Genomic DNA, 26,048 nt, shown 5'->3' with positions numbered 1-26,048 from the left:
GCCGTCGCACCTGCGGCGGCGCCTCAGGATGAGGGCGGGGCTGGCGGCTGCGGCAAAACGCCCCTCGGCTGCCGCCAGCGGCCGGCATTGCGACCGGCGATCACCCAGTAGATCAGGCCACCAACGATGCTGGCCCCCGTCATCACTTCGAGGTGACGGCGAACGATGCCGTCGAAATGCAGTGTCGCGGGATCGAAGGGGATCAGGCCGAGATAGCAGGCAAGACCCACCACCGCGCCGCCGATCGCATAAGCCAGCGCGCTGCGCACGTCGAAGGCCTCGGTGATGACAACGATCACCAGCGCCGGCAGCAGCGCAAATCCGCTGACGAAGATAAAGCCGAAGCCGAGCAGAACATTGAGCGCGTCGGGATCGAAGCCGCCGGTGTCGAGTGCGCTCATTTCCGGAAATAGGATCGCACAGACGACAATGCCGCCGGCCACGAGGCAGGCGGCAAGGAAGCCGAACAGGACGACGAACAACCGGCCGATCAGGGACATTGTAATCTCTTCTTCGCCGCATCATGTGCTGGCCCCTCACCCTGAGGAGGCGCATTTTGCGCCGTCTCGAAGGGCGAGGGCAGTTCATCCTCATGGTTCGAGACGCGCGAAGTCGCGCTCCTCACCATGAGGTTCTGCATCAGTCCGTCATCGCCATGGCGCGCAATGCGGCGCGCTCGCGTGCCGAGAGCTTTTCGGTCTCCGACTTCAGCTGCCCGCAGGCGGCGAGAATGTCGCGGCCGCGCGGGGTGCGCACCGGCGAGGAGTAGCCAGCGTTGAAGACGTATTCGGAAAACTTCTCGATCTGGTCCCAGTCCGAGCACTCGTATTTGGTGCCAGGCCACGGGTTGAACGGGATCAGGTTGATCTTGGCGTGGATGCCCTTCAGCATCTTCACCAGCAGCTTGGCATCGTCGAGCGAATCGTTGACGCCCTTCAGCATCACATACTCGAAGGTGATGCGCCGCGCATTGGAGGCGCCGGGATAGTCGCGGCAGGCCTGCAGCAGTTCCGCCAGCGGATATTTCTTGTTGATCGGCACCAGCTCGTTGCGCAACTCGTCGCGCACCGCGTGCAGCGAGATCGCCAGCATCACGCCGATCTCGTCGCCGGTGCGGAAAATGTTCGGCACCACGCCGGAGGTCGACAGAGTGATCCGGCGGCGCGAGATGCCGATGCCTTCATTGTCGGAGACGATCAGCAGCGCGTCGCGCACCGCGTCGAAATTGTACAGCGGCTCGCCCATCCCCATCATCACCACATTGGTGACGAGACGGTTGCCGTTCGAGGTCTCCCGGTCGGCCCAGTCATTGAGGCGATCGCGGGCGACCATGACCTGGCCGACGATCTCGCCGGGTGTCAGGTTGCGCACCAGCCGCTGGGTACCGGTGTGGCAGAACGAACAGGTCAGGGTGCAGCCGACCTGCGAGGAGACGCACAGCGTGCCGCGGTCGGTCTCGGGGATATAGACGCACTCGACCTCATGGGCCTTCTCGCCGGCGGTGCCGCTCGGCAGCCGCAGCAGCCATTTGCGGGTCCCGTCATTGGAGATCTGCTCGGCCACGACTTCCGGCCGCGCGACCGTGAAATGCTGTTCGAGCTGCGCCCGCATATCCTTGGAAATGCTGGACATCTCCGCAAAGTTCTGGACCCCGCGGACATACATCCAGTGCCACAGCTGCTGGCTGCGCATCTTGCGCTGGGCCACCGCGACCCCGATCGAGCCGAGCTGATCGGCGATTTCCGCCCGCGACAGGCCGATCAGCGACGGTTTCGCCAGCGGAACATAGGTCTCGAGGGCAGTCTTCTCGAGCGGCGCTTCGCCGTGCGGAACGCCCGTCGGGACGTCAATGGCGGAACCGGCCTCGGCTGAAACAGGGGTCATGGTGGTCGATCTGTGATGTCGCGGGAATGTCAGCCTCAGATAGGCTTTCCGGCACGCCCTGAAAAGGCGCTAATTGCGGCAATATTAACGGCGGCAATGATTTAGCGGGAAATCGGCCACTTGTCCCGGACGCGGTGCGGCGCGAAGTGCCGCTCCGCAGATCCGGGACCGTTACGGCCACGGCTTTTTGGCGGTCCCGGTTCTGCGGCGCACGCGCCCGGGACAAGAAATTAGCGGCGGCAATCCTGAGCCAGCCGGTCCAGCGCCTGCGCCAGCCCCTTCAGCGAGAAGGTATCGGTGGTCTCGGTGCCCTTGGCAGAGACGCCCTTGACCGTGACATCGGGCGCCTTGCGCAGCGCTTCGACCATGCGCTCTTCCTCGGCGGCGTTCTTGATCCACAACCCGTCGCCCTGGGTATACATGGCGTAGCGCGCACCGCCGACTTCCAGCGCCGATTCCGAGCCGGGCTTGAGCTGGTAGCCGATCATGATCGAGACTTCGTTGACGACCTTCTCGGCCGGACGCGTCGAGATGAACGCATAGGCGGGATCGCGCGGGCGATTCGGCGGATTGGTTTTCGACGACGACGGCTTGGCCAGCGCGAAGCAGACCTTCTTGCCGTTCGGGGTCGCGGTGTAGGCGCCCCAGGTACCGAACTGGCCGATCAGGGTCGGCTCGGCGCCGCCGCTCGCGGCGGCAGGCGTGGCCGCAGCGGGCTTGGCGGCAGTAGTGGCCGGCTTCGCCGGCGCAGGTTTCGCCGCAGCCGGTTTTGCGCCTTTGGACGGGGCGCTCTGCGCATGCACGCCACTGGACATGCTGCCCATCAACGCGCCCATCGCCACAACCGTCAGAATTCGCCGCACCAACATCAAGTCTCGATCCCTCATTATTGTGACTGGAAGATGGCCCGCATCCGCGCCGTCACGTCGTCTGACTTAACCGGGAAACCCCGGTTTGGAAAGGCAGCCCGGCAGGCACGGATGCGAATCAGATTGTAGGCATCCGACAAATCCGGCAAGAAGCACCAACTGTCTCAATCAGAAGGTCAGATGTCGATGAAAGCCATTCTCTGCTCGCAGTTCTGCGAACCCGACGATCTCGTATTGGCCGACATCGCGGATCCCGTCGCCGAACCCGGCCAAGTGGTGATCGCGATCAAATCCGCGGCGCTGAATTTCTTCGACATCCTGATGATCCAGGGCAAGTACCAGATCAAGCCGCCGTTCCCGTTCTCGCCGGCGGCCGAAGTCGCGGGCGTGATCGACAGCGTCGGCGAAGGCGTCAGCGACCTCAAGGTGGGCGACCGCGTGGTGGCCTCGGTCGGCTACAACGGCGCGCGCGAGAAGGTCGCCGTGCCCGCGGCGTCTGCGGTGAAGATTCCCGACAACCTCGACTTCGATCGCGCCGCAGGCTGCATCATCACCTACGGCACCGCGCTGCATGCGCTGGAAGACCGCGCCAGCCCGAAGCCCGGCGAGACGCTGGCGGTGCTCGGCGCTGCCGGCGGCACCGGGCTTGCGGCCTGCGAACTCGGCAGGCTGATGGGCCTCAAGGTGATCGCCTGCGCATCGTCGGACGAAAAACTCGATTTCGCCAAACAGCACGGCGCGGAACTCGGCCTCAACTACGCCACAGAGGATCTCAAGGAAGGCCTGAAGCGGCTGACTGGCGGCAACGGCGCGGATATCATCTTCGATCCGGTCGGCGGCACCTACGCCGAAGCCGCCTTGCGCGCCATCGCCTGGGAAGGCCGCTTCCTGGTGATAGGTTTCGCGGCCGGCGACATTCCCAAGATGCCGCTCAATCTCGCGCTGCTGAAGGGTTGCGACATTCGCGGGGTGTTCTGGGGCGCGTGGGTGAAGAAGAACCCGGCGAAGAACCGCGCCAATCTGGAAAAGCTGGTGAGGTGGGCCGCCGAGGGCAAGATCTCATCCCACGTCGACCGCACCTTCCCGCTGGCGCAGACCGCCGACGCGCTCAACGTGCTGGCGGGACGGCAGGCCATGGGCAAGGTGATCTTGAAGCCGTAGCTATCCGCTTATCATCCGCAGCTACCTAATGCTCCGTTGTCATCGCCCGGCCTGGCGCGCAATTGCGCGCCGGGACCGGGCGACCCAGTAATCGCCGGCATTGGCGATGGATCTCGACGACAGCGTTTACTGGGTCCCCGCTTTCGCGGGGACGACAAGCGAGTGTGTGGTCGAATTATTACGCGGCGTGGATCGACTTCTCGATGTCGGCGATCGAATGCCCCGTGAGGTCCTTGGCGATCTCGCCGACCAACGCCTCTTCCAGCTTCTTGTGATAGTGCTTGCGCATCTCGCCCAGCGTCTTCGGCGCGGCGATGATCACGATATTGCTGAACTTGCCGGCCAGCACACGCTGGTTCAGCATCGCGACAATGCCGGTGGCGAAGCCGTCTTCCTCGACGCGGCTCTGGTCGGGATTGGCCGACGAGCTGTTCGTGCCGCCGGCGCCGACGGCGGCTTCGACGTCCTGATCCGCAGCCGCAACAAGGCTCATCTCGGTTTCGGTGCCGGTATTGCGGAACAGATTCAGCTTTTCGCCGTCGGCGACGGCGACGATGGTATCCGTGGGAAGGATCATCGAATTCTCCATGATGGGATGATTGCCGGAGTGAGATCGCTCAAACGGCTCATCGCACCAATGGATCAGACGTCGCGAAGTTCCTGCCGCGCGCCGCGACAAATCAGGCCGCGGCGTCGCCCTTGTCGAGACCGCGCGCCATCGCCGCACGCGCCGCCTCGTGATGCTCCGGCCTGATGTGGCTGGCGACCATGCGCAGCGCGGTAGCGAGGATCGCGGCGTCGTCGGTGAAGCCGAGAATGGGCAGCATGTCCGGCACGAAATCGAACGGCAGCACGAAATAGGCGATGGCGCCCAGCAGCGCTGCCTGGACATGGCGCGGCGTCTGGCGGTCGAATGCGCAATAATACGCAGCCAGCAGATCCTCGACAAAAGGCAGCCGCACGGCCAGCCGCTTCAGCTTGATCCAGAACCGCCTGCGCACGCTGTCATGGTCCTGCGCCAGCCGGTCGGCCGGCTCGAAGCCCACGCTATGCTCGAATTCCATCGACAAGATCCTCTCGACCGTAACCGGCCGCTGTCAGGAAAGTGGTGATGTCGGCCGTGCCTCGCAAGATTGGGCGCTCAGGCAACGCCGGACTGCGCGGCGATGGCGTTCATGGCGGTGGCCAGGGCAACGTCGCGCGCGGTCACGCCGTCGGCGTCGTGGGTCGACAGCACCACCTCCACCACCTTGTAAACATTGCGCCATTCCGGGTGATGGTCGGCCTTCTCGGCGACCAGTGCGGCACGTGACATGAAGCCGAAGGCCTCGTTGAAATCCTTGAAGGTAAAGGTCCGGGCAATGGCATCGCGCCCGGTCACCTCGCTCCAGCCCGGCAATCCGGCCAGCGCCGCCTTGCGCGCCTCCGCCGACAGACGTTCCACCATCGCGACCTCCTGCTTCACTCACTGTTGACCTTAACACCCCGTGACAGCGGAAGGATCCCTGCCACAATAAGGCAGCAATGCCGTGCAGGATGCGAAAGGTAACCAAGGCCGCCGGTAACCATCATGCCGATGGAACTGCGCGCCGTCTGTGCGATTTGCTAAGCTCGATACACTGTCCCCGCAATCCGACCGTATGGCCAAATGACCTTCAGGCTGAAGCGATTGTTTTCGAGATCGATTGCGGACGGTCCCGAGGTGATCGCACCGGTCGGTCCGCCGTCGCCGCGTTCGGTCAAGCGCAAGATGACGCTGATCGTATTGGCCGGGACGCTGGCGCTGGTCGGTGCCATCTCCAGCGCCTATTATTTTGCGATGAAGCCGGTGCCGTTGCGGATCGCCGTCGGCCCGCCCAACAGCGACGACGTCAAGGTGGTGCAGGCGCTGGTGCAGGCGTTCTCCCGCGACCACAATACCGTTCGATTGCGCCCGGTCCTGACCGAGGGGCGACCGCCAGCGCCAAGGCCCTGGCCGACGGCAAGGTCGATCTCGCCATCATCCGCGGAGACCTCGACGTGCCGAAGAATGCCCGCGCCGTTGCCACCTTGCGCAAGAACGTCGCGGTGCTGTGGGTGCCGCCGGCGGCAAAGGGCAAGAAAGCTGCGCCGAAGATTACCAAGATCTCACAATTGTCCGGACGGCGGATCGGCGTGATCGGCCGCACCCCGGCCAATATCAACCTGCTCAATATTATTCTCCGACAGTACGGCGTGGATCCCGCCAAGGTCACCAAGGTGCAGTTCTCCACCACCGAAGTGGCGGAAGCGGTCAAGGATCAGAAGGTCGATGCGTTCCTGGCGGCAGGCCCGGTCAACAGCAAGATCACCAACGACGCCATCACTGCGTCGTCGCGCGATGGCGGCACGCCGACCTTTCTCACCATCGATTCGGCGGAGGCGATCGCACAGAACTTCCCGATGTACGAGGCGGCGGAAATTCCCGCCGGCGTGTTCGGCGGCTCGCCGGCCCGGCCCGACGACGATCTCAAGACCATCAGCTTTTCGCACCATATCGTCGCCCGCCAGGGCTTGTCCGACGCAACGATTGCGGCATTCACCCGACAACTGTTCGCGATCCGCCAGCAATTGATCACCGACTTCCCGCTCGCCGCCAAGATAGAGACTCCCGATACCGACAAGGACGCGGTGATCCCGGTGCATCCCGGCGCCGCCGCCTATGTCGACGGCGAGGAGAAGACATTTCTCGACCGCTACAGCGACTATATCTGGTGGAGCCTGATGGGCCTGTCGGCGATGGGCTCCGCGGGCGCCTGGTTCGCCAGCTACATGAAGCGCGACGAACGCAACAACAACAGCACCCTGCGCGAGCGGCTGCTCGACATGCTGGCGATCGCCCGGCACAGCGAATCGCTGGAAGAACTCGACCGGATGCAGGCGGAAGCCGACGCTATCCTGCGCGACACGCTGAACTGCTTCGAGCATGGCGCCATCGAGGAGGGTTCGCTGACCGCCTTCAACATCGCGCTCGAGCAATTCCACAACGCCGTCGCCGACCGCAAGGCGCTGATCGGCATGATCCCGCCGGAGCCGGCGCGGCTGAACCGGGTCCAGGTGGCGTAAGCTGCGACACACTCGGTTGTCATCCCCCGCGAAAGCGGGGGACCCAGTAAACGCTGACGTTGTGGCTATCACCACTGCCTGTGTAGTGGGTCGCCCGGTCCTGGCGCGCAAATGCGCGCGACCGGCGATGACAGCAGAGAGTGCGGAGGCGTCGCAACGCCCTATGTCTTCCTTAGATACCGCCAGCCGATGACCACGCCGCTGACCGAAACAATCATTCCCAGCAGCGACAACAGCCACACCACCACATCCCAGGCTGGACGATAGGTCAGCAGCAGCGGGAAATCGAAGCTGTGCAGCGCATTGAACAGCCAGCGATAGCTGCGGCGGCTGGTATCGCTGCGGCCAAGCACGTCACCGGTCACGGGATCCAGATGAAACCAGCTCTGCGCGACATCGTCGAAGCCGGCGCGCAGCACCGGCAGCACGCGGGTTCCGTGATGCGCGTACCAGTATGAATCGTATTGGTCCAACCGCGCCTGCATGGTCATTGCGACGTCGGGCAGCAGGGTGCGGGCCGCTGCGAATATCCGATCATCGGACAAAGGCGTCGCTGTTCCAGTTAAGGGATCGACGGCAGCTTGCGCCCCTGACGATTTGCCAGCAGCATCAACGGCGCGCCGCCCAGCCAGACGAAGCGCGCTTCGACGGCACGCGACGACGGCGTTACGGCAACGACAGCAGCGACGGTCGGCGCGTCATGGCCGGCGTAACGCTGCAGCATCTCGCGCGACGGCCCCCGGCTGCTGAAGACCTCGCCGGGATTGACCGACAGCCAGCCTGAGAACATCCAGGTCAGCACGAACACCCCCGCGAACAGGCCGGTGACGTGATGCCACGCCATCCAGCCGCGATAGGGCGTGACACGGCCGCCGCTATAGCGCCTGCGCAGCCGCACGCGCAGGATGCCGATCCAGATGCCGCTGACCGCCACCACCAGGCAGATCCCGGACAGCCACAGGATGACCTGTCGCCACAGCGCGTTGTCCTTCCGCAGAACGGTCGGATAGATCCAGTGCGGAATTGATCCGAGCCAGTTCCAGACGCGCTCGGTGGCGCTGGTATCGAGCACGATTTCGCCGGTACGCGATGACACGTAGAGCCGCGTCCCGGCGGCGTCGTTGAGAGCGATCTGATACAGCGGCCGAAACGGATCGTAGCGCGCGGTGACGCTCCACTGGTCACGCTCAACCATCTCGATCGATTGCACATCGGCGGCCCCCGGATAGTGGCGCGCCACCGCCAGCGCCCGATCCAGCGTCACGCCGTCGATGCCGTGGCCGTCACTGGCGGAGATCGTCTGGCGCTGTCCATCCCAGCCGGTCAGCCGGTACACCGGTTCGTCGTCCAGCATCTGGAGCCGGAGATCGCGCGGAAAGGTCTTGGCGCCGGCCGCGGCCATCGCCGCGTCCGGCGACAACCGGACCTTTTCCCACGCCATGTCGGGCAGCGCCGCCAGCCTCTCCTTTTCGGAAAGGCCGGGAAACGCCACATACATCATCACCACGCCGGACACGAACCACATGGCAAAGAACAGACAGGTGATAATCCCGATCCAGCGGTGGCCGATATACAGCCACCGCCGCAGTGTCCGCGTCAGTCTGCGCGGCACGCTCAGAACTTCACGTTCACGGCGAGTTGTGCTGTGCGCGGCATGCCGAGCAGCCACTGATTGATGCCGCCCGACGTCGCATAGATCGTGTCGAACAGGTTATAGACGCGCAACGAGACGGTGGTGTTGACGTCCGGCTTCCATTGCAGGCCGGCGTTGACGACGTTGTAGGCCGGCATTTCCAACGTATTGGCGAGGTCGGCAAAGCGCTTGCCTATGATCTGCACGCCGGCATTGGCCGACCAGTTCTGCGCGAAGGCCCAGGTCACCCAGATATTCGAGACGTTTTGCGGCACGTACACCGGCACGTTGCCGGCGTAGTTAATCGGGACGCCGCTGACCACCTGCAGGTTGTTGTCATACTTCGCACGCAGGAAGGCCGTGTTGGCGTCGATGCGCCAGCCCTGGTCGAGGGCAAGTCCGACCGAAGCCTCGATTCCACGCGACGATTGCTGGCCGATCTGCAACGTCACGTTCAGGTTGTTCGGATCGCGCGCCAGCAAATTGTTCTTCACGATCTCATAGCCGGCGAGCGTCCACTCGCCGCGCCCGTTCCAGAACAACTGCTTGACGCCGACCTCCACTTGGTTGCCGTTGGACAGCTGATAGGTGCTGTTCGCCGCCGAGTTGGTGATCAGGTTGCTCACCGGATCGACGGCCACGGAATACTGGCCATAAAAGGCGAGATCCTTGATCGGCGTATAGACAGCACCGGCGCGCCAGCTGGTCGCGTGATACGACTTCTCATAACTGTTGGCGGGCGTCACGTAATCAGTGCGCGCGACGGTCGGCTCGTCCTGACGGATACCTGCGATCAGCGCCAGCTGGTCGGTGACCGAAAGGCGATTTTCCGCAAATACGCCATACTGGTTGGTGGTGGAGCTGAAGCCCGGAACGGTCGGTGACGTGGTGGCGGAGAACGAGCCGGGATTGAAATTGAACAGCGGCACTGACGACGCGCCCGCATAGGGCGAGTTGTTGGTGTGGGTGAAGGAAATGTTGTTGACGTCAAAGCCGGTGACGAATTCGTTGGCCATGCCGAGGAGATGGCCGTGGAACGTCGCATCGAAACGATCGCCGATCTGCGCTTGGTCGTGAAAGATTTCGATATAGTTGCCGCCGCCCCGATCGATCAGGCCGGTTCTGGCGTTGTAGACGTAGCTTTCCTCGTCGCGCCAATGCCGCTGGCTGTCGAGGTAATACAACGTATTGCGCAACGTGACCCCGTCGCTCACCTGCCACTCGGTCTTCACCTGACTCTGGCTGTCCTGATAGCGGATGCTGCTGTCGCCGACGTTGTAGTTCTGGAAGCGCAGCGACGTGTCGAGCTTGCCGTTGATCAGCGGCGTGCCGAAATAGCGCGACGGGCTGCGATCGCCGTAATCGGTCGAGATTGTCCAGCTGATGTCTTCGGTCTGCTTGATCTGCACGGCAGCATGAACTTCGACATTGGACTGGCGGTCGCGATCGACCCAGCCGTCCGACATGTTGCCGGTGGCGGTGATGCGATAGGCGAGGTCCTTGCTGATCGGGCCGCCGCTATCGACGGCGATGCGGCGCTCCAGATTGGTGTCGAGCGAAATTTCCGCCTGGTTGCGCGGCACCCACAGCGGCAGCTTCGAGATGACGTTGACGGCGCCGCCGATGGCGCCTTCGCCATACATCACGGATGCCGGACCGCGCAGCACTTCGATGCGCTCCGACGACCAGGTGTCGTAGGGAAAGGTCAGCGTACCCGAGCCGACATAGAGACGGGTGCCGTCAAGCAGCGTCATGACAGTGCCGTTGCCGGTAAAGCCGCGTGTGTTGAAGGCGATGCTGCCGTTGCCCGGCGCCGGCGCGGCGGTGAAGCCGGCGGCATTCTGCGTCACAGCGGCAATGATGTTCTGCTGACCACGCTCGGCCATTGTCTCGGCGGTGATGATTTCGACACTTGCCGGCGTCTGCAATCGTGTCAGACCAAGGCGGCTGCCGGTCGATGACGTACCGGTGAGGTTGAGCGTCGGCGCGGCAAAAGCTGCGGGGCCGGCCGGCGATGCCACGGGCGCACCGGTGGCTGTCGCACGCTGCTGGCGCGTCCGTATTGCGCGCGACGCGCTGCCGCTGTTGGCCACGCGGCGCCTGGCGGACGGTGCGGCCGGCGATTGCACCACGACTGGGTCGAGCGCCTGGCTGGGGCTGGCACCCTGGCTCCAGCCGTCAGTCGGGCAGAGCAGGCAAGAGAATGCGACGGAATACAGGAAGGGATTGCATCGGTTCGATGCAGAGACGACGGAGGTCATGTTCGACTCGCGGTTACGTGGCACGTCACCGCGAACGAAGTCGGACCAAATCCCTGAGGGGATACGGTTCGGCTACCACCAGGACACCCCGCCCAATGTGCTCGCGTGTGACCACGACTGGCGGCAGGTCTCCTGGCTCGCGGGTCAGTGCCTTGTGCCGCCTTCCCAGACGCGAACGTCCAGTGGCTGATGGCAGAAGGCTCGCCGCTTACAGTTGCGGGGGCAGCCGCGGAATCGGGAAATCCCTCACCGCATTCCCTTTTGATCCCCGAAGGGAACCGTCGCGGCCACGTTACGGTGCGATTTCGGAATGTGTCAATGCGGATTCATCTGTCGTGCCGGCGTGCGCCAGGACGAAGGAAAGAGCTGCGACCGCATGTCACAGCGCCGTCAGCAAAACTCTTTAGAGCCGTTCTCATCCGGGACTTCAGGAGTTTTCCATGGCCACGACCTTTTCGCGCCGCCGTTTCCTGTCCACGACCGCCGCCGCCGGCATGGGCGTGCTGGCGATGCCCTATCTCAGCCGCGCCGCGGACCGGCCCGTGATCGGCCATGGCGTGCAGTCCGGCGACATCGGCGTCGACAGCGGCATGGTGTGGTCGCGCGCAGACCGGGCGTCGCAGATGATGGTCGAGGTCTCGACCACCGAATCCTTCAAGAATGCCCGCGCGCTGCCGCCGATCAACGCCCTGCCGGAGAGCGACTTCACCGCAAAAATGCTGCTGGAGAACCTGCCCGCCGGGCAGGACATTTTCTACCGCGTCAAGTTTCGCGATCTCTCGCACTTCGACATCGTCAGCGAGCCGGTGATCGGCCGCTTCCGCACAGCGCCGGCCGATCGCCGCGATGTCAGCTTCGTGTGGGGCGGCGACGTCGCCGGCCAGGGCTTCGGCATCAATGCCGACGATGGCGGCATGTTCACCTTCGCCACCATGCGGAAACACAATCCGGATTTCCTGATCCACTCCGGCGACACCATCTATGCCGACGGCGTCATCACCGCGGAAACCAAGACCACCGACGGCAGGGTCTGGAAGAACACCACCATTGTACCGGAGAAGGCAAAGGTCGCCGAAACGCTCGACGAATTCCGCGCCGCGCACAAATACAACCTGCTCGACGAGCATGTCCGCGCCTTCAATGCGCAGGTGCCGGTGTTCGGCCAGTGGGACGACCACGAGGTCACCAACAACTGGTCGCTGTCGAAGCAATTGCCGGCCTCCTACAAGGAGCGCGACGTCACGCTGCTCGCGGCGCGGGCCGGGCGCGCCTATCACGAGATGTATCCGATCCGCGAGAGCATCGTCGAACCCGGCCGGGTCTACCGCACGCTGAATTACGGTCCGTATCTCGACGTCTTCATGCTCGACGAACGCAGCTATCGCGGCCCCAACGGCGCGAACCTGCAGGAAAAGTACGGTCCCGATGCGTATTTCGTCGGTCCGGACCAACTGGCCTGGCTGAAGCGCGCGCTGCTGGCCTCGAAGGCGACCTGGAAGGTGATCGCGTCGGATATGCCGATCAGCATCATCGTCGAGGACGACGCCGTCAACCACAAGGGCTCCGAGGCGATCGCCCAGGGCGATGGCCCGGCGCGCGGTCGCGAGCTGGAAATCGCCGAGCTCCTGCGCTTCATCAAGTCCTCGGGCGTCCTCAACACCGTGTGGCTGACCGCCGATGTGCACTACACCGCCGCGCACTACTACAATCCGGAGAAGGCCCAGTTCCAGGATTTCGAACCGTTCTGGGAATTCGTCTCCGGCCCGTTCCATGCCGGCTCGTTCGGCCCGGGCGGCATGGACAATACGTTTGGACCCGAGGTGAAGTTCGTCAAGGCACCGGGCGCCGACAAGCAGAACCTGCCGCCCTCCGCCGGCATGCAGTTCTTCGGCCACGTCAGGATCGACGGGGCCTCCGGCCAGATGACCGTCACCCTGCGCGACCGCGCCGACGTGGCGCTGTGGGCCACCACGCTGGATCCGAAGATCGCCTGATCGGCATTGCGGGGCGCGCAAGGCGCCAGCCGCACGCGCCCCGCAACGACAGTGAATTGGCGGGACATCCCCGCCGCATCCTTGCTACGCTTCTTTCATGAGCGGATCGATCCACGCCATCTTCGATATCGCGGCATGGCTTGCCGCCGGCTTTGCCGGCCTGTGGCTGTCGCGGGTGCGGCATCTGCAGTTTCCGAAACAATCCACCGCGCTGCCCTATGTCGCGGCGCTGGTGTTCGGCGCCGGCGTCGGCGCCTACCTGTTCGGCAGTCTGAATCTCTGGCTGTCGGGCGTGCCGGGCGTCGCGCGCTCGGTGGAAGGCGCCATTGCCGGGGGCGTCGTCGCCATCGAACTCTACAAATGGCGCCACGGCATCACGCAGCGCACCGGCGCGCGTTTCGCGCTGCCGCTGGCGGTGGGCATCGCCGTCGGCCGGCTCGGCTGCTACTTCGCCGGGCTCGACGACTTCACCTATGGCACGCCGACATCGCTGCCCTGGGCGCATGACTTCGGCGACGGCATCTTGCGGCATCCGGTGCAGCTCTATGAAAGCATGGCCATGGCCGGCTTCGCTGCCGCCTATGCCGTCGCCGTATTCCGGCACAGTACCTTCATCATCGCCAACGGCTTCTATCTCGCGCTCGCCTTCTATGGACTGCAGCGCTTTGCGTGGGAGTTTTTAAAACCCTATGCTGCGGTGGTTGGCCCACTGACGCTGTTTCACCTGCTGTCGCTCGGCATCGCGGTCTATGCCGCGCTGATGCTAGGCACGGCGCCCGTCGCGAGATTGAATGATGAACGCGCCGCTGCGTAGATCGCGCCCTTACATTTTCTGGGGCCAGACCCAATCGCTGTGCGAAGTCTGCCTCAAGCTGGTGCCGACAAAAATCCAGATCCTCGGCAACGAGGTCTGGTACGAGAAGCGCTGCCGGCAGCACGGCGTGCAGTCGACGCTGGTGTCCGATGACGCCGCCTACTGGCGCAAGTGCAAGGATTTTATCAAGCCCGGCGACAGGCCGTTGTCGTTCCAGCACAAGACCGAATTCGGCTGCCCCTATGATTGCGGGCTATGCCCGGATCACGAACAGCATTCCTGCCTGGCACTGATCGAGATCACCGACCACTGCAACCTCACCTGCCCGGTGTGTTTTGCCGAATCCTCGCCGGCGCGCTCGACCTTCCTGCCGCTGCCGACCATCGAAAGGATGCTCGACGCGCTGGTGGCCAGCGAGGGCGAGCCGGACCTGGTGCAGATCTCCGGCGGCGAACCGACGCTGCATCCCGACTTTTTCGCCATCCTCGACGCGGTGCGGGCGCGACCGATTCGCCATGTGATGATCAATACCAATGGGCTGCGCATTGCCCGCGACGTGGAATTTGTGAAGCGCCTCGCCGAACAGAAGCGCGGCCTGGAAGTCTATCTGCAATTCGATTCGCTACAGCGCGACGCGTTGGTCAACCTGCGCGGCGCCAACCTGCGAAAGATCCGCCAGCAGGCGCTGGAAAATCTCGAGGCGCACGGAGTCTCGGCGACACTGGTCGCCACCGTGAAGCGCGGCGTCAACGACCACGAGATCGGCGACATCGTGCGTCATGCCTTGACGTGGAAGTGCGTGCGCGGCGTGACCCTGCAGCCGGTGCAGGACGCCGGTCGCAACGAGAATTTCAACAAGGATACCGACCGCATCATGCTGTCGGAGATCCGCCGCCGCGTGGTCGAGACCGGCGTGTTCGGCGATGCCGATATGATTCCCCTGCCGTGCAATCCGGAAAGCATTTCCATCGGCTACGGCGTGCGCAACGGCGACAAGGTGCTGCCGGTGACCTCGCTGATCCCGCAACAGCAGTTGGTCGACATCATGCCCAACACCATCAGCCTGGAAAAACATCCCGTGCTGCGGGAAAAATTCATCGAGCTGTTCTCGCTGTCATCGGGGCCGCTGAACACCGGGCAGCGCATCAGCGAATTCCTGTGCTGCCTGCCGCAGTTCGAGGCGCCGGCCAATCTCGGCTACGAAAGCGTGTTCCGCGTCACCATCGTGCAGTTTCTCGACCGCTTCAATTTCTGCGTCGGCAACGTCAAGCGCTCCTGCATCCACTTCGTGACACCATCTGGCCAGATCATCCCGTTCGACACCTACAACCTGTTCTACCGCGACGGCAGCATCGACGGCATCCGCAAACGCATGGCGAAGGAGGTCATCCCATGAGCGACCCGGCGAACGACGCGCCACAGCAGCAGCAGCCGCGCAGTGGTTGGCTCACGGCCCTGATGGTCGTCACCGGAACCATCCTGCTGCTGCCGGGCCTGTGCGCACTGGTGGTCGGGGCGGTGTCCATCAACGACCCGATAGTCTCGACCTTCCTGCCCCTGATCCTCGTCTGCCTCCTGATCGGATTTGGCGGCATCATGCTGCTCCGGGCCGCGTTTCGGGGGCGCCGGCGTTAAGCATTGGCGCGGGAATCGGCTCCGGGCCGCAAAAATCCCCGAAAACGCCGGGAACGGCCGCCGTTTTTTGGCCGACCCGGCGACCTTTATCGTTGTTTTCTAGCGATTTCCCACTATATTGCGACGCAACGCGTCCGAGTACCCGGCCCCCTTTGGCCGGGTTTGCTTTTGGAGGGATTGCCCCAGCGCGTTTTCAGACGAGGCAGAACCGACGGCGCGGTGAGCGCAAGGCCTGATGGCTTTGTTGGACATGCCTTAGTTGAACCCGCTCCGGGCACCCAGACCGTAGAACCCAGAAGAAGACCTATGAACCTTCGCAACATCGCCATCATCGCACACGTTGACCACGGCAAGACGACCCTCGTCGACAAGCTGCTGCAGCAGTCCGGCACCTACCGCGACAACCAGCGGCAGGTCGAGCGCGCCATGGATTCGAACGACATCGAAAAAGAGCGCGGCATCACCATTCTCGCCAAGTGCACCTCGGTGCATTGGGAAGACGTCCAGATCAACATCGTCGACACCCCGGGCCACGCCGACTTCGGCGGCGAGGTCGAGCGCATCCTGTCCATGGTCGACGGCGTGATCGTGCTGGTCGACGCCGCTGAGGGCCCGATGCCGCAGACCAAGTTCGTGGTCGGCAAGGCCCTGAAGCTCGGCCTGCGCCCGATCGTCGCCATCAACAAGGTCGACCGTCAGGACGCCCGCATCACCGAAGTCGTCAACGAGGTGTTCGACCTGTTCGCCGCCCTCGACGCCACCGACGACCAGCTCGACTTCCCGATCCTGTACGGGTCCGGCCGCAACGGCTGGATGGCCGACAGCCCGGACGCGTCGCATGACGTCGGCATGAAGCCGCTGTTCGACCTGGTCATCAAGCATGTGCCGCCGCCCGTGGTCGAAGAAGGCCCGTTCCGCATGCTCGGCACCATCCTCGAGGCCAACCCCTATCTCGGCCGCATCATCACCGGCCGCATCGCGTCGGGTTCGGTGAAGCCGAACCAGGCCGTGAAGGTCATCTCGCGTGACGGCAAGCTGGTGGAAACCGGCCGCATCACCAAGATCCTCGCCTTCCGCGGCCTCGAGCGCCAGCCGGTCGACATCGCCGAAGCCGGCGACATCGTGGCCATCGCCGGCCTGCCCAAGGGCACCGTCGCCGACACCTTCTGCGATCCCTCGGTCGAGATCCCGATCCAGGCCCAGGCGATCGATCCGCCGACCGTGTCGATGTCCTTCATCGTCAACAACTCGCCGCTCGCCGGCACCGAAGGCGACAAGGTCACCAGCCGCCTGATCCGCGACCGCCTGCTGCGCGAAGCCGAAGGCAACGTCGCGCTCAAGGTCGTCGAATCCGCCGACCGCGATGCGATGGAAGTGTCCGGCCGCGGCGAATTGCAGCTCGCCATCCTGATCGAAAACATGCGCCGCGAAGGCTTCGAGCTTTCCGTGTCGCGTCCGCGCGTGGTGCTGACCAAGGACGAGGACGGCAACGTGCTCGAGCCGGTCGAGGAAGTCGTCATCGACGTCGATGAGGAGTTCTCCGGCGTGGTCGTGCAGAAGATGAGCGAACGCAAGGCCGAGATGATCGAGATGCGCCCGTCGGGCGGCAACCGCCTGCGTCTGGTGTTCTACGCACCGACCCGCGGCCTGATCGGCTATCAGGGCGAGTTGATGACCGACACCAAGGGCACGGCGATCATGAACCGCCTGTTCCACGCCTACCTGCCGTACAAGGGCGAGATCGCCGGCCGCCGCAACGGCGTGCTGATCTCGAACGACGCCGGCGAAGCGGTGGCCTATGCCATGTTCAAGCTGGAAGACCGCGGCCCGATGATGATCGAGCCCGGCTGGAAGGTCTACAAGGGCATGATCATCGGCGAGCATACCCGCGAGAACGATCTCGAACTCAACGTTCTCAAGGGCAAGCAGCTCTCCAACATCCGCACCACCTCGAAGGATGAAGCCGTCCGCCTGACCCCGCCGATCCGCATGACCCTCGAAAAGGCGCTGGCCTATATCGAGAGCGACGAACTGGTCGAGATCACCCCGAAGTCGATCCGCCTGCGCAAGAAGCATCTCGATGCCAACGAGCGCAAGCGCGCGGAAAAGACCAAGGAAGTTATCGCGTAAGCGACGACGACTTGAGTTGATAATTACAAAATGCCCGGCTCATGCCGGGCATTTTTATTTTGAGTGCAGGGTTTTCAGCCCACCACACACGCCGCTGTCATCGCCCGCGAAAGCGGGCGACCCAGTAAACATCGTCGTTCATGAGCCGCGAAGCCGGCGTTTACTGGGTCGCCCCGGTCCTGGCGCGCAATTGCGCGCCGGCCGGGCGATGACAGTTGCGTTGTGGTTAGACCGGCGCACCGATCTGCTTCATCGGATCGGCCTTGGCAAAGGCCTCCAGCGCCTCGCAGCGCGCCACGATGGCACCAATGGTCGGAATATCCTGCACCGTGATGCCCAGCGCACGCATCACCGCGGTGATGCTGGCAAGGCAGATGTCCGCCATGGTCACCTGGTCGCCATGACAGAACGTCCCTGTCGCGGCCTCGCCGGCGAGCCGCGTCTCGACGGCCGCCAGCCCCACCGTGAACCAGTGCACGATCCAGGCGCGCACCGCCGCATCGTCAAAACCGCCAGTACCTGCCAGATATTTCCGCACTCGTGGCGTGATCAGCGGATGGGTGTCGCCGGCCAGCATCTGGGCGATCGACCGCACCCGGGCGCGGCCGTGCGGATCGGCCGGAAGCAGCGGCGGCGCCGGATGGGTCTCGTCGAGAAACTCCAGAATCGCCAGCGATTCCGTCAGCGGCGGATGACCGGGCGTGACCAGCGCCGGGATCGCGCCCATCGGATTGATCTTCAGAAAGGCCGGGCTGAGCTGCTCGCCTTTGTCGAGATCGATGACGTGCTCATGGGCCACCAGCCCTTTAAGATTCAAGGCGACGCGGACCCGGTAGGTCGCCGACGTCCGCCAGAAGCCATAGAGCTCGAAGTCCGGGGTGTCAGTCATGGAACGATCCTTTGTGAACGGGCTTGGGACGGACACGACCGTGACGCCCGGCGGCTTGAATAATTCAAGCAAGACGATATCCCACTGTCACGACAATCCGGCGTGAGGCCGCATCACGATCCCTGCAACCCGCAACGATTCACCGGTGCGATGACAAACTTTCCCTCCGAGATCGACGTCGCCATCATCGGCGCCGGTGCCGCCGGCCTCGGCGCGGCCCGCGCGCTGGAGAATTCCGGCCTGTCAGCGATCGTGCTGGAAGCCCGCGACCGGATCGGCGGCCGCGCCCATACGGTGATGGCCGCGCCCGGCATCCCGTTCGACATGGGCTGCGGCTGGCTGCACTCCGCCGACAAGAATTCATTCGTGGCCATCGCCCAACAACTCGGCTTCGCGATCAACAAGGCCCGCGCGCCGTGGCGCGAGGGCAGCTATGAGAGGACCTTTCCGAAGGCCGACCGGATCGATTTCTTCCAGGCCATCGACGCCTTCTACGACCGCGCCGAGGCCGCCGCCGAGAACGACGCGGACGCCCCTGCCAGCACCTGCCTGGAGCCGGGCAACCGCTGGAATCCTATGATCGATGCCATCAGCACCTATATCAACGGCGTCACCCTCGACCGTGTCTCGCTGCACGACATGGACGCCTATGAAGACACCGAGGTGAACTGGCGGCTGTCGGCCGGCTATGGCGCGCTGATCTCGGCCTATGGCGCGCCGTGCCCGGTATCGCTGAATACCCGGGTGACGCTGATCGATCATTCCGGCGCGCGCATCAGGATCGAAACATCGAAGGGCACGCTGAGCGCGGCAGAGGTCATCGTCACCATGCCGAGCAACCTGCTCGCCAATGAATCGATCCGCTTTGATCCGCCGCTCGTCGCAAAGGTCGATGCCGCCCGCGGGCTGCCGCTCGGCACCAACAACAAGGTGCTGCTGGCGCTCGCCGGCGCCGACAACACGCCGAGCGATTCCGGCCTGCGCGGCGCCACCACTAGTAGCGGCGTCGGCAGTTTCCAGATCCGGCCGTTCGGCACGCCCACCATCGAAGGCTTTTACGGCGGACCGTTCGCCCGCGAGCTGGAAGACGCCGGCGCCGGCGCGCTGTCGGCGCAGGCCATCGACGAGATCGTCGCCCTGCTCGGTTCGGATTTTCGCAGACGCCTGACGCCGCTCGCCGAATCGCGCTGGGCCCACGACCCCTTCGCGCAGGGCGCCTACTCCGCCGCCAGCCCCGGCCACGCCGGCGCCCGCGCCATCCTTGCGGCGCCGGTGGATGGCCGAATGTTCTTTGCCGGCGAAGCGACGTCACCGAACTTCTTCTCGACGGCGCATGGGGCAAGGGACAGCGGGGAACGGGCGGCGGGGGAGTTGCTCCAGGAGCTTGATCGCCAGCGAACCTAGCGTCTACTCCATTACCCTCTTCCGCAACTCCGCATCCGGCACCATGCACACCGCGCTACGCCCAAAAATCCGATAGCGATTTCTGGCGACGAGATTGTAGACGGCGTCGCGCAGCCCTCGCGGCACGACGCGCAGGACACGCACCCATCCAAAGCCTGGCAGCAGCGACAGCACGGTCAGTGCGGCGTCAGATTTGAAGTACGCGACGCCGCCATGGATTACGGCGTTGGTGTCAGGATTTTCCGGATCGATGCCGAAATGTTTCGCAAGACTTATGCCGTAGTCCGACTGTATCGCGGTGAAGCGGAAGCGCCTGCTCACGTCGCGTGCGGCGACGAAGCGGATCCAGTGCGAACAGAAGATGCAGACGCCGTCGTAAAGGATGACGTCGTCGTCGGGCCAGGCTGGCGTCACGTTGTCCGTCATCGCAAGATCGCTCACCGATTGTCCAGCGTCAGCAGCGCCACCAGCATCAGCACGATGGCCGGACCGGTCTTGACCAGCGCGCCGAGCGGTTCGAGCCAGAGGTCCGGGGTTAGCAGCGCGCAGCCCACCATGTAGCCGAGCGACACCAGCATGCCGGCGATCAGACCGAATGCGCAACTGCGGCGGAATGCGATCAGCACGCCGATGGTCATGTCCATCACGCTCGTGCCAATGGCGAGCGGCGCAACCCAGACCGACGGGAAATCATGACTGACGAGGATCGCTTTGGTGGCCGGCAGCGACAGCACCACGGCGATGAAGCCCGAGGCGATCCAGAACAGCGCCAGACTGGTAATGACCAGCGCCTTGATCAGGAACAACCGGGCGAACCACTTGTCCTGGATGCTGGCGCCGCGGTCGCCCACCGCCTGTGCCAGCGTCGTTGGCGCGATGCCGGTGGCCGCCATCCACGGCGCGGGATCGCCCCGCACGCCGCGGCGCAGTTCGGCAATGGCCGTGCTGCGCATCGGCGGCGACCAGCCTAGCCAGCTGACGCCATCGCCGAGTCGCGCGCCGAGATCGAGCAAAAATGCCGGCAGCGCGAAGCGCGGTATCTGGGTCGTACCGAAGGCATGGCGGAATTGTGCGACCACATCGCCCAGTGCTGCCGGATGTGGCGCCATCAGGTCCCATACCACGCCGGGGCCGGCTGCCGCATCGTGCTCCGCCAGCCATGCCACGGTGGCGGCGACGTCCGTCACCGCCACCGGCTGAAACGGCGTCGCAGACTCGGCGGCCGGCAGGTCCACCGGCAGCGCCGCCAGCGCACGCAGCATGGCGCTGCCGCCATAGGCCGATGGCGCGATCACGAAGCCGGGCCGCAGGATGGCGTAGCGCACGGCAGAGGCAATGATCAGCTGTTCGGCCTCGCGCTTGGTGCGGCTGAATGCGGTCTGGTCGTCGGCAGCGCTGCCCGGAATCGAGACGTGGACAAAGCGGATGTCGCGGCCGCTGTCGCGGATTGCCTGCAGCAGCCGCGCGACAAAATCGCGATGCACCGCGCCGGTATCGCTGCCCGGACCGTCCTGCAGTATGCCGAGACAGTTGACGACCAGATCGATCTCCCGCGTGCGCATCAACTGTGCCAGGGCGGTAACGTCCATCGCCATCACCGGCAAGGCGAGATCGCCGGCGGATGCCTGCGATGGCGAGAACCGTCGCGCCAGGCCGGTTGCCGCAAAGCCGCGAGCGCGCAGATCGTCGGTGATAAAACGGCCGATCAGACCGGAGGCGCCGAGCACCAGAACATGTGGCATGGCGTGGGTCATGAGCATTCCTAGAATTGCGGTTTGGCGATCATCAGCCACAGGATCGTCATCACCGATCCGAAGCCGGGAATTCCAAATGCGAACCAGCGGCGATACAGCGCAAAGTAGCGCGGCGGCAGCGGCGCGCCTCGGGTCACCGCAGCACGCGCTAGGTCCCGCATCTCGATCTGCATGAACACCACGGGAATCCAGAATGCGCCGGCCACCGCGTACAGCGCCAGCGATGTCGCCAGCCAGCGCTCGCCCGGCGCGGTCGATGACAGCAGCATCAGCACGCCGCCGCTCAGCGGCTGCAGCACGACGGCGCTGGCGGTGAACAGCATGTCGGCAATCACCACGGTCGCGGCGGTGCGCGCGATAAAAGCAGCGTCGCCGCTGCGGTGGGCCATCAGCATGAAGAAGGCGATGCCGGTCCCGGTGCCAAGGATGACGATGGCACCGAGCACGTGCAGATACTTGGCGATGAAATACAGGGTCATCGCTTGCGCGCCGGCCGTGCGGTGAACGCCTTCAGCGCGCTGTCCAGCGTCGCGCCGTAGATCTCGTCGCCGCCGTCGCTGTCCGCCAGGAAGTGGCCCTCGCCGCGAAACTCCGGCAGCACGCGAAAATCCACCTTGCCGCCGGCGCCGCGAAACGCCTCGGCCATCTGCCGGGAAAACTCCGGCGCGAAATAGCTGTCGTTGCGCGTCACCAGCCAGACCACCGGCACATGGGCCTGCCGGCCGAACTCGCCCGCGGTCGCGACCAGCGCCTGCGGCGCGCAGATCTGGTTGGGCCGGTCATGGGCATGGCCGCCGCGGCCCGGCGCAAAGGCGACGATGGCGGTCACGCCGAGCAGGTTCTGGCCGGCCAGCGCCAGCGCGCCCAGACCGCCGGCGGAATGGCCGACGATCAGCGTGCCTCCCTGGCGGATGAAATCCTGGCTGCGCAGATAGTCCATCGCCAGCGCGATCGACTGCGCGGTGGCGCGGCCGGCATTGAGATAGTTGGCGTCGTCGCAGCCGCCCTGGTCCTCGAGATAGCGACCGCCGGTGCCGCCGTGGCCGGGCCGTTCCGGCACCAGCACCGCATAGCCGCGCGTCACCAGCCAGCCGGCCAGCGCGCGATAGTCCGGCTGCGCCATCTGCGCACGACGCAGCGGATTTTGCGTGCTGGCATGGGCGATCACCGCCAGCGGAAACGGCCCCTCGCCCGGCGGGCGATACAGGATCGCCCGCGCCACCGTCCCTGACGCCGGCGTCGGCACCGACCAGACCTGCCTTCGGTCCGGTGCGGCCTCGGCGCCCTGCGCGCCAAAACGGGATTGCGCCAGCCCCGGCTGTGTCCAGAGCCCGCCGAGCGCCGCGACGACGCTCCAAATCTGCAACAGTCTCATATCCGCGGCGCCGCCCACCCGATGTCGTCCCCGGGACAGATTAGCCGCAGCGAATCAAATCCGGCGCTTTTTCTTGCGACGCCGAATCGTCGCGAATCGGTTTCCGGTGAGGTTTTGGGGAAAACGCGCGCGCAGTGGGCATTCCGGACGCCACCTGTCCCTTTTCGGCACAGAAGGACGGCCAAACTGATGCTGAAAATCCACAGGTTAACCGATAATTAACGATGGACCTTGAAGCCGGGCCGCTGACTTGCTTTGATCAGGTTCATGAGCACAACCCTAATCGAGGTTCGTCCCGCCAAGACTTCGGATGCGTCCGCGGTGGCGTCCACCCATGATGAAGCCTGGCGCTCCGCCTATCAGGGACTGATCCCCGGGGCCGAGCTGGAAAAGCTGATCAACCGCCGCGGTCCGCAGTGGTGGGATTCGGCGATTCGCAAGGGTAGCCGCGTCAGCGTGCTGTGCTTCGGCGACAAGGTCGCCGGCTATGCCAATTACGGCCGCAACCGCGCCCGCAGCCTGCATTTCGAAGGCGAAATCTACGAGCTTTACCTGCGCCCGGAATTCCAGGGCCTCGGTTTCGGCCGCCGCCTGTTCACCGCCGCCAAGCGCGATCTGGTGCAGAGCGGCCTCAAGAGCATGGTGATCTGGGCGCTGTCGGACAACGAGGGCGCCACCGAGTTCTACCGCGCGCTCGGCGGCCGCATGGTAGCCCGCTCCTCCGAGCGTTTCGGCGCCAAGTCCCTCGACAAGGTCGCCTTCGCCTGGACCAACTGAGCTCTTCACCGGGCTCGCCATTCGTGGCAATGCAGGCGTTGAATCCGGGCGCCCGCTCGGCTAGGCCTGTTGCAACTTTTCTTACATTTTCTGGAGCTTCCCATGCGCATTGACGCAATCAAGCTTGGCGTCAACCCGCCCCATGACGTCAACGTCGTCATCGAGGTGCCGGTCGGCGGCGAGCCGATCAAGTACGAGATGGACAAGGAATCCGGCGCGCTCATGGTTGACCGCTTCCTGTACACGCCGATGCGTTACCCCGGCAATTACGGCTTCATCCCGCACACTTTGTCCGGCGATGGCGATCCCTGCGACGTGCTGGTGGCCAACACCCGCGCCATCGTGCCCGGCGCGGTGATGAGCGTGCGCCCGGTCGGCGTGCTCCTGATGGAAGACGAGGCCGGCCTCGACGAGAAGATCATCGCGGTGCCGTCGTCGAAGCTGACGCAGCGCTACGACAAGGTGAAGAACTACAGCGACCTGCCGGACATCACGCTGCAGCAGATCCAGCACTTCTTCGAGCACTACAAGGATCTCGAGCCCGGCAAATGGGTCAAGGTCGTGCGCTGGGGCAGCGCCGACGACGCCCACAAGCTGATCCTCGAAGGCATCGAACGCGCCAAGGGCGCGAAGGTCTGAGACTTTTCCGGCCTTATCCCGGACGCGGAGCGGCCCGCCTGGACCGCTCCGAAAGGCGACGCGCAGCTGCGTCTCGCAATGATCATCGAACATCGCTAGCCTGAGCGCGACAACGCCACATAAGGGCCTGCGATGCGTATTTTCAGACTGCTCCGCAACCTCATTCTGGTCATCGTCGCGGCCGTCGTCGTGCTCGCCGGTGTGCTGGCGTTCAATGCCGTCACGGTGTCATCGCGGCAGTTGCAGGTCGCGGCCATTCCGCGCGTGGCGGTGGACGAAGCAGCGGCCAACCGGCTCGCCGAAGCGATCCGCTTCCAGACCATTTCCAGCGCCACCAATCCCGAGCAGAACGCCGAGGCGCTGCGTGCCATGCAGGCGCATATGGCAGCCAACTTTCCGGCGTTTCACGCCGCGGCGAAACGCGAGACCATCGGCGGCTACGGTCTGCTCTACACGTGGCAGGGCTCCGATCCGGCGCTGAAGCCGATCGCACTGCTGGCGCATCAGGACGTGGTCCCGGTGGCACCGGGCACCGAGAAGGACTGGCAGCATCCGCCGTTCCAGGGCGTGGTCGCCGACGGTTTTATCTGGGGCCGCGGCTCGTGGGATGACAAGGGCGACCTGTATGCGATCCTCGAAGCAGCCGAACTGCTGGCGAAGCAGGGCTTTCGCCCGAAGCGCACCATCTATTTTGCGTTCGGCCATGACGAGGAGGTGTCCGGCCAGCGCGGCGCTACCGCCATAGCCGCGCTGCTGGCATCGCGCCATGTAAGGCTGGAGTTCGTCCTCGACGAGGGCCTGCTGATCACCGAAGGAATCCTCAAGGGGATCGACCGGCCGCTGGCGCTGATCGGCGTCGCCGAAAAGGGCTACGCCACGTTGACCCTGACCGCGCAGGCAACCCCCGGCCATTCCTCGATGCCGCCGCACGACACCGCCATCGGCCTGCTCAGCGCCGCGCTGGTGCAGCTCGAGGAGCACCGCCTGCCGATGCGCGTCAACAGCACCGTCGCCGCGATGCTGGCCACCATGGCGCCGGAGATGCACGGCATGAACCGCGTGGTGCTGTCGAACCTGTGGCTGCTGCGGCCTTTGCTGCTGCACGAATTCGAGAAGATCGGGCCGACCGAGGCCAATGTGCGCACCACCACCGCGCTGACCGTCTTCAAGGCCGGCGAGCAGGACAATGTGCTGCCGGGCAATGCCGAGGCCACGGTGAATTTTCGCCTTCTGCCCGGCGACACCCAGGCCAGCGTCACCGAGCATGTCCGCCGCACCGTCAACAATGAGCGCATCGCGATCGCGCCGTATCCCGGCAATACCGATCCGCCGCCGGTCACCGCCGCGGATGGACCGTCCTACACGGCGCTGAACCGTACCATCCGCGAGGTCTTTCCCGACGTCCTCGTCGCCCCCGGCCTGATGGTCGCCGCCACCGATTCGCGGCATTACGCTGGGATCGCCGACAACATCTTCCGCTTCTCGCCGGTGCGCGCCACCTCGGAAGACCTCAAGCGCTTCCACGGCACCGACGAACGCCTCAGCATCGACAACTACGGCGACATGATCCGGTTCTATCGCCGACTGATCGAAAACGCGGCGGAGTAGTCGGGCGGCATCGCGGTGCATTCATGCTGTCATCACCCGCGAAAGCGGGTGATCCAGTAACCGGCGTCATCGCGCCTCGTCGCTACCGTCGCGGAATACTGGATCGCCCGGTCCTGGCGCGCAATTGCGCGCCGGCC

The 26,048-nt window shown here is 64.6% G+C and carries 25 protein-coding genes, 1 pseudogene and 1 riboswitch; of the genes and pseudogenes, 11 read left to right on the top strand and 15 right to left on the bottom strand.

Annotation, left to right across the window (positions count from 1 at the left end; genetic code table 11):
• Window positions 1-23 precede the first annotated feature (23 nt).
• The 3 genes from ONR75_RS02040 to ONR75_RS02030 all read right to left on the bottom strand — a co-directional run bounded on the left by ONR75_RS02040 (window position 24) and on the right by ONR75_RS02030 (window position 2,708).
• Entirely contained in the window at window positions 24-500 is a 477-nt protein-coding gene (locus ONR75_RS02040) for a hypothetical protein (RefSeq protein WP_265081159.1), read from the bottom strand.
• 139 nt (window positions 501-639) lie between these two features.
• Complete coding sequence (gene rlmN, locus ONR75_RS02035) at window positions 640-1,884, bottom strand: 23S rRNA (adenine(2503)-C(2))-methyltransferase RlmN (RefSeq protein WP_265081158.1); 1,245 nt, start codon at window positions 1,882-1,884, stop codon at window positions 640-642.
• A 230-nt stretch (window positions 1,885-2,114) separates the two neighbouring features.
• Complete coding sequence (locus tag ONR75_RS02030) at window positions 2,115-2,708, bottom strand: invasion associated locus B family protein (protein ID WP_265083496.1); 594 nt, start codon at window positions 2,706-2,708, stop codon at window positions 2,115-2,117.
• A 231-nt stretch (window positions 2,709-2,939) separates the two neighbouring features.
• On the opposite strand from ONR75_RS02030, the gene ONR75_RS02025 reads away from it, so the two are divergent.
• The gene (locus ONR75_RS02025; RefSeq protein WP_265083495.1) at window positions 2,940-3,914 is read left to right on the top strand and encodes an NADPH:quinone oxidoreductase family protein; all 975 of its coding nucleotides are present in this window, start codon (window positions 2,940-2,942) and stop codon (window positions 3,912-3,914) included.
• 178 nt (window positions 3,915-4,092) lie between these two features.
• Here the strand turns inward: ONR75_RS02025 and ONR75_RS02020 are convergent, their stop codons facing one another.
• From ONR75_RS02020 to ONR75_RS02005, 4 genes are all read right to left on the bottom strand, one after another.
• A complete protein-coding gene (locus ONR75_RS02020) occupies window positions 4,093-4,491 on the bottom strand; it encodes a host attachment family protein (RefSeq protein WP_265081157.1) in 399 nt (132 codons plus the stop codon).
• Window positions 4,492-4,594: 103 nt separating this feature from the next.
• Window positions 4,595-4,978, bottom strand: a complete 384-nt coding sequence (locus tag ONR75_RS02015) for a YkvA family protein (protein WP_265081156.1) — start codon at window positions 4,976-4,978, stop codon at window positions 4,595-4,597.
• Window positions 4,979-5,055: 77 nt separating this feature from the next.
• Window positions 5,056-5,361 carry a 4a-hydroxytetrahydrobiopterin dehydratase gene (locus ONR75_RS02010; RefSeq protein ID WP_265081155.1) on the bottom strand — a complete coding sequence of 102 codons (306 nt, stop codon included), beginning with the start codon at window positions 5,359-5,361 and terminating at the stop codon, window positions 5,056-5,058.
• A 158-nt stretch (window positions 5,362-5,519) separates the two neighbouring features.
• Complete coding sequence (locus ONR75_RS02005; RefSeq protein WP_265083930.1) at window positions 5,520-5,711, bottom strand: hypothetical protein; 192 nt, start codon at window positions 5,709-5,711, stop codon at window positions 5,520-5,522.
• Between ONR75_RS02005 and ONR75_RS02000 the strand changes: the two are divergent.
• Window positions 5,665-6,998, top strand: a pseudogene (locus ONR75_RS02000) (TAXI family TRAP transporter solute-binding subunit). The gene ONR75_RS02005 and the pseudogene ONR75_RS02000 sit on opposite strands and share 47 nt — an antisense overlap.
• 161 nt (window positions 6,999-7,159) lie before the next feature.
• On the opposite strand, the gene ONR75_RS32345 reads toward ONR75_RS02000, so the two are convergent.
• The 3 genes from ONR75_RS32345 to ONR75_RS01990 are packed head-to-tail and all read right to left on the bottom strand — an operon-like array spanning window position 7,160 to window position 10,892.
• Entirely contained in the window at window positions 7,160-7,543 is a 384-nt protein-coding gene (locus ONR75_RS32345; protein WP_320109683.1) for a PepSY domain-containing protein, read from the bottom strand.
• Window positions 7,544-7,560: 17 nt separating this feature from the next.
• On the bottom strand, window positions 7,561-8,610 hold the full coding sequence (locus ONR75_RS01995) for a PepSY domain-containing protein (protein ID WP_320109682.1): 1,050 nt from the start codon (window positions 8,608-8,610) through the stop codon (window positions 7,561-7,563).
• Window positions 8,611-8,612: 2 nt separating this feature from the next.
• Complete coding sequence (locus ONR75_RS01990) at window positions 8,613-10,892, bottom strand: TonB-dependent receptor (protein WP_265081154.1); 2,280 nt, start codon at window positions 10,890-10,892, stop codon at window positions 8,613-8,615.
• A 104-nt stretch (window positions 10,893-10,996) separates the two neighbouring features.
• Window positions 10,997-11,190: riboswitch (cobalamin riboswitch) on the bottom strand.
• Window positions 11,191-11,332: 142 nt separating this feature from the next.
• On the opposite strand from ONR75_RS01990, the gene ONR75_RS01985 reads away from it, so the two are divergent.
• The 5 genes from ONR75_RS01985 to typA all read left to right on the top strand — a co-directional run bounded on the left by ONR75_RS01985 (window position 11,333) and on the right by typA (window position 17,465).
• Complete coding sequence (locus tag ONR75_RS01985) at window positions 11,333-12,886, top strand: alkaline phosphatase D family protein (RefSeq protein ID WP_265081153.1); 1,554 nt, start codon at window positions 11,333-11,335, stop codon at window positions 12,884-12,886.
• 97 nt (window positions 12,887-12,983) lie between these two features.
• On the top strand, window positions 12,984-13,700 hold the full coding sequence (locus ONR75_RS01980; RefSeq protein WP_265081152.1) for a prolipoprotein diacylglyceryl transferase: 717 nt from the start codon (window positions 12,984-12,986) through the stop codon (window positions 13,698-13,700).
• On the top strand, window positions 13,681-15,096 hold the full coding sequence (locus ONR75_RS01975) for a radical SAM protein (protein WP_265083916.1): 1,416 nt from the start codon (window positions 13,681-13,683) through the stop codon (window positions 15,094-15,096). The genes ONR75_RS01980 and ONR75_RS01975 overlap by 20 nt, the downstream gene beginning before the upstream one ends.
• Window positions 15,093-15,335: a hypothetical protein gene (locus tag ONR75_RS01970; protein WP_265081151.1), complete on the top strand. Its 243-nt coding sequence runs from the start codon at window positions 15,093-15,095 to the stop codon at window positions 15,333-15,335. The genes ONR75_RS01975 and ONR75_RS01970 overlap by 4 nt, the downstream gene beginning before the upstream one ends.
• 306 nt (window positions 15,336-15,641) lie before the next feature.
• Window positions 15,642-17,465: a translational GTPase TypA gene (gene typA / locus ONR75_RS01965; protein WP_265081150.1), complete on the top strand. Its 1,824-nt coding sequence runs from the start codon at window positions 15,642-15,644 to the stop codon at window positions 17,463-17,465.
• A 226-nt stretch (window positions 17,466-17,691) separates the two neighbouring features.
• On the opposite strand, the gene maiA is transcribed toward typA, so the two are convergent.
• Window positions 17,692-18,354 carry a maleylacetoacetate isomerase gene (maiA, locus tag ONR75_RS01960; RefSeq protein WP_265081149.1) on the bottom strand — a complete coding sequence of 221 codons (663 nt, stop codon included), beginning with the start codon at window positions 18,352-18,354 and terminating at the stop codon, window positions 17,692-17,694.
• Between the two features lie 150 nt (window positions 18,355-18,504).
• On the opposite strand from maiA, the gene ONR75_RS01955 reads away from it, so the two are divergent.
• Window positions 18,505-19,758, top strand: coding sequence for a flavin monoamine oxidase family protein (locus ONR75_RS01955; protein WP_265081148.1), 1,254 nt, complete (start codon window positions 18,505-18,507; stop codon window positions 19,756-19,758).
• 3 nt (window positions 19,759-19,761) lie between these two features.
• Here ONR75_RS01955 and ONR75_RS01950 read toward each other — a convergent pair whose 3' ends face one another.
• Genes ONR75_RS01950 through ONR75_RS01935 form a run of 4 tightly spaced genes read right to left on the bottom strand, consistent with a single transcriptional unit; the run spans window position 19,762 to window position 22,887 of the window.
• Window positions 19,762-20,184 (bottom strand): thiol-disulfide oxidoreductase DCC family protein, encoded by a 423-nt coding sequence (locus ONR75_RS01950; RefSeq protein ID WP_265083915.1) that lies wholly within the window; start codon window positions 20,182-20,184, stop codon window positions 19,762-19,764.
• A gap of 11 nt (window positions 20,185-20,195) precedes the next feature.
• Complete coding sequence (locus tag ONR75_RS01945; RefSeq protein WP_265081147.1) at window positions 20,196-21,512, bottom strand: SDR family oxidoreductase; 1,317 nt, start codon at window positions 21,510-21,512, stop codon at window positions 20,196-20,198.
• Window positions 21,513-21,520: 8 nt separating this feature from the next.
• Window positions 21,521-21,991, bottom strand: coding sequence for a DUF2269 family protein (locus tag ONR75_RS01940; RefSeq protein ID WP_265081146.1), 471 nt, complete (start codon window positions 21,989-21,991; stop codon window positions 21,521-21,523).
• Window positions 21,988-22,887: a dienelactone hydrolase family protein gene (locus ONR75_RS01935; protein ID WP_265081145.1), complete on the bottom strand. Its 900-nt coding sequence runs from the start codon at window positions 22,885-22,887 to the stop codon at window positions 21,988-21,990. Before ONR75_RS01935 ends, ONR75_RS01940 begins: the two co-directional genes overlap by 4 nt.
• A 267-nt stretch (window positions 22,888-23,154) precedes the next feature.
• Here ONR75_RS01935 and ONR75_RS01930 point away from each other — a divergent pair, with 267 nt between their 5' ends.
• From ONR75_RS01930 to ONR75_RS01920, 3 genes are all read left to right on the top strand, one after another.
• Complete coding sequence (locus tag ONR75_RS01930; RefSeq protein ID WP_265081144.1) at window positions 23,155-23,664, top strand: GNAT family N-acetyltransferase; 510 nt, start codon at window positions 23,155-23,157, stop codon at window positions 23,662-23,664.
• Window positions 23,665-23,766: 102 nt separating this feature from the next.
• Window positions 23,767-24,303 (top strand): inorganic diphosphatase, encoded by a 537-nt coding sequence (gene ppa / locus ONR75_RS01925; RefSeq protein WP_265081143.1) that lies wholly within the window; start codon window positions 23,767-23,769, stop codon window positions 24,301-24,303.
• Window positions 24,304-24,435: 132 nt separating this feature from the next.
• On the top strand, window positions 24,436-25,911 hold the full coding sequence (locus ONR75_RS01920; RefSeq protein WP_265081142.1) for a M20 family peptidase: 1,476 nt from the start codon (window positions 24,436-24,438) through the stop codon (window positions 25,909-25,911).
• The last annotated feature ends 137 nt before the right edge of the window (window positions 25,912-26,048 follow it).

This window comes from Rhodopseudomonas sp. P2A-2r, assembly GCF_026015985.1.
Lineage (GTDB): Bacteria > Pseudomonadota > Alphaproteobacteria > Rhizobiales > Xanthobacteraceae > Tardiphaga.
Note: the sequence above shows the minus strand (reverse complement) of the source record. Positions and strands in the feature narration are given on the sequence as shown.